5 protein-coding genes are annotated in these 3,134 nt (G+C 57.9%); all 5 read right to left on the reverse strand.

The window, feature by feature from the left end:
• Nucleotides 1–694: prepilin-type N-terminal cleavage/methylation domain-containing protein (locus ABYB95_RS20265; RefSeq protein WP_372661102.1), on the reverse strand; the 694-nt coding region annotated here is incomplete at its 3' end.
• Nucleotides 672–1,238 carry a type IV pilus modification protein PilV gene (gene pilV, locus ABYB95_RS20270; protein ID WP_372661105.1) on the reverse strand — a complete coding sequence of 189 codons (567 nt, stop codon included), beginning with the start codon at nucleotides 1,236–1,238 and terminating at the stop codon, nucleotides 672–674. The genes ABYB95_RS20265 and pilV, both read right to left, overlap by 23 nt.
• Before the next feature lie 21 nt (nucleotides 1,239–1,259).
• Nucleotides 1,260–1,826, reverse strand: coding sequence for a GspH/FimT family pseudopilin (locus tag ABYB95_RS20275; protein ID WP_372661108.1), 567 nt, complete (start codon nucleotides 1,824–1,826; stop codon nucleotides 1,260–1,262).
• Between the two features lie 111 nt (nucleotides 1,827–1,937).
• On the reverse strand, nucleotides 1,938–2,387 hold the full coding sequence (nrdR, locus tag ABYB95_RS20280; protein WP_372661111.1) for a transcriptional regulator NrdR: 450 nt from the start codon (nucleotides 2,385–2,387) through the stop codon (nucleotides 1,938–1,940).
• Between the two features lie 49 nt (nucleotides 2,388–2,436).
• A partial coding sequence (locus ABYB95_RS20285) for a serine hydroxymethyltransferase (RefSeq protein ID WP_372661114.1) occupies nucleotides 2,437–3,134 on the reverse strand: 698 nt, incomplete at its 5' end.

A 3,134-nucleotide genomic window follows, 5' to 3' on the forward strand; every position in this document is an offset into this window, starting at 1 on the left:
ACACCATCACCGTTTCAACGGCGGACCAATCCGTGGGGGAGGCTTGATATTGCAGTAAATCGAAACTGATAGTGGCGGGATGTACCTGCTTGACACCATACAAAACCTGCATGTCCTCGACCCCGGCAATGATGGCTTGGGCACCGCTGGTTCCGGAGCCAAGGCATCTCAGCTCCCCATCCACCACAGTGAAAGTGTTGTTGATGTTCACGGACCCAGCAATAGGTTTCTGACCAAGACAGTCTCGAGCATCCAAGCTGGTGTCAATATCGTGGCTAATGCGCAGCGTGTCGGTGGAAGTGCCTGCTCCATTGGTCCCTGTCACAACCACCGTTGCATTCGCCGAGCCGAATCCCACGTAATCTCGGTTGAATCGCACCCGGGCGTCTCCCGTGTCGTTCACCACTCTCCGCGCGCCGCCTTGACGTACATGGTTTCCGATAATTCGAAAGGCCGTGGAGGCATCTTGGTAAAGGCGACTGCTATCCCCAACGGTGGTGGACGCGACCCGTGTGTAGACCAAGCTTCCAACAGCAGCGACCACCACCATGAGCCCGATGGTCAAGCCGATCATCAACTCGATCAGCGTCGCACCAGTCTGTCGGCTGCGGTTGTTGTCGCCTTCTCTTGTTTTCAGAAGACCTCGTCGGGGTGCAGGAGTCCTCATGACTTCATGGCCGGATGTATACAACATGGCAAATCATTCCGTTGGGGCAGGTAATGCCGGCAACACCTGTATTGACGGCAATGGCTGAGGCAAATTGTGCCGTTTCCGCTGTAGCCGCTCCATCCTGCCCTTTTGCTTGAGTTTCAGACCAGCCAATCAAAACGCCATATTGAGATGGATCGGTGGTTGACCGGAAAATTCTGGCGTCCCCCCCATTCAATGCTTGACTTAGACCCGCCTTCCATTGTGCGATATCAAAACTGGCTAATTGGTCTCCTGTGCAAAATTGTGCAGTGCAATCAGTGCCAGCGGCCGGCACGCCCCAAGAGGCAACATACGGATTGGTCGCCGGGTTGATGACGCGAATCACGGAGTTGGCTTGCATACGCTCCAACAGATCCTCCGCGAGTTGAATGGCGACGGAGCGGGTGTTGGTGGCGCGGGCTTCCAGCAATGTGCGGGTTTGAATGCCAGCCAATCCCATGATGCCAAGCGCGAGAACCAGCAAGGCGACCAAGGCCTCTATCAGGCTGACGCCTTCTTGTTTTTGCGCGATGCGGGACGGGTTCATATCAATGTGATTGTCTTTTAATCAAGAGCAGGCAATTGCGCCCTTAATGGTTCTTATTCTTGATCCGGCATTGATGCAGATAATTTGCGAGGCCGTAGTGGTGCCGCTGCTAATCGAGGTCGGGATGAATGTAAAGCTGCCAAACCCAGCGAATTGACCAAAGCGATTCATGGTGACCAAAGAGCCATTGTTGTTGGCAATGGCTACCCCAATGGGTTGTGCTACCGTTTGAATCGTAGGCTCGGTTGCAACATCCTGTACCCCATTTTCGTTCAGATCGGTAAATACGACCCAGCCGCAACTCCAGTCGGTCGCCCCACCGCTTAGGGCGGGGCTGCAGTTGGCGGTAGACCGGGCCAAGACGACTTCTTTGGCTTGGCGTATGGCCTCCACGCGGGCGAGTTGGATCGATGCGATCATTTCCTCGCGCGTCGTGTCCACGCGGTACCGTGCAAAAAAACTGCTGAAGCTTGGCGCTGCGAGGCTCAATAGAACGGCGACAACAGCAACCGCCACAAGGACTTCTATCAAAGAAAACCCAGTTGTCAGTGCCCGATTGAGCGGGCGTAAGCCGACGGAAGTACTCATAGGGGCAATGTACTGGAGAGGCTGGTGCGGTACCTTTTGTGCCCGACAAGGCGGAAGGTGCAACCGACAGACGGTGGTCGGCGTGTGCACCTGCGTGCGGTCTGGCACGGCTCAGCGCCGAACCTCATCCACCAGCGCCCGAAAATCATCGATGTCTTCGAAGCTGCGGTAGACGCTGGCGAAGCGGATGTAGGCGACTTTGTCCAGTTTTTTGAGCTCTCGCATCACCATTTCACCGAGCTTGGTGGCGGGCACTTCACGGGCGCCCAGGTTGAGCAGTTTCTCTTCGATGCGTTCAATGGCCGCATCCACCTGCTCGGTGCTGACCGGGCGTTTGCGCAGTGCCAGCGAAAAGGAGGCTCTGAGCTTGGCGGGGATGTAATCCACACGTCGCCCATCCTTTTTGACCACGGCGGGAAAGCTCACCTCCGGACGCTCGTAGGTGGTGAAACGCTTCTCGCAATGCCCGCACTGGCGCCGCCGCCGGATGAAGTCCGCGTCTTCCGAGATGCGGGTCTCGACCACCTGGGTTTCCAGGTGGCCACAGAACGGGCATTTCATCCTTTTTGACCGGCTGCGGCGGTCCGTTCGGCGGCGTTGCGCACGGTGTTCAGCGGTACACCGGGAAGCGTGCGGTCAAGGCGTTGACCTTGGCTCGCACGGTCTCGATATTGGCTGGGTCGCGCGGGTTGTCCAGCACGTCGGCGATCAGATTGGCGGTCAGGCGGGCCTCTTCGTCCTTGAAGCCGCGCGTGGTCATGGCTGGGGTGCCAATGCGCACGCCGCTGGTGACCATGGGCTTTTCCGGATCGTTCGGAATCGCGTTCTTGTTGATGGTCATGTGGGCGCTGCCCAGCACGGCCTCGGCTTCTTTTCCGGTGATCTCTTTGGCGCGCAGATCGACCAGCATGACATGGCTTTCGGTGCGGCCGCTGACGATGCGCAGTCCACGCGAGGTCAAAGTTTCAGCGACGATGCGTGCATTTGTCAGCACTTGCTGCTGGTAGGCCTTGAATTCGGGCGCCAAGGCTTCTTTGAACGCGACGGCTTTGGCTGCGATCACGTGCATCAGCGGGCCGCCTTGCAAGCCGGGGAAGATGGCGCTGTTGATCACCTTTTCGTGCTCGGCTTTCATCAGGATGATGCCGCCACGTGGGCCGCGCAGACTCTTGTGGGTGGTCGAGGTGACCACGTCGGCGTGCGGTACCGGGTTGGGGTAAATGCCTGCCGCGATCAGGCCGGCGTAGTGGGCCATGTCGACCATGAAGATGGCGCCCACGTCTTTCGCGACCTTGGCAAAACGCTCGA

Origin of the sequence: Hydrogenophaga sp., assembly GCF_041633695.1 — a bacterium.
Taxonomy (GTDB): domain Bacteria; phylum Pseudomonadota; class Gammaproteobacteria; order Burkholderiales; family Burkholderiaceae_C; genus Hydrogenophaga.

What these genes read in the sequence shown, in the direction of transcription:
- pilV (WP_372661105.1), bottom strand. Translation starts at nt 1,238, where the DNA reads ATGAACCCGTCCCGCATCGCGCAAAAACAAGAAGGCGTCAGCCTGATA.
- ABYB95_RS20275 (WP_372661108.1), bottom strand. Translation starts at nt 1,826, where the DNA reads ATGAGTACTTCCGTCGGCTTACGCCCGCTCAATCGGGCACTGACAACT.
- nrdR (WP_372661111.1), bottom strand. Translation starts at nt 2,387, where the DNA reads ATGAAATGCCCGTTCTGTGGCCACCTGGAAACCCAGGTGGTCGAGACC.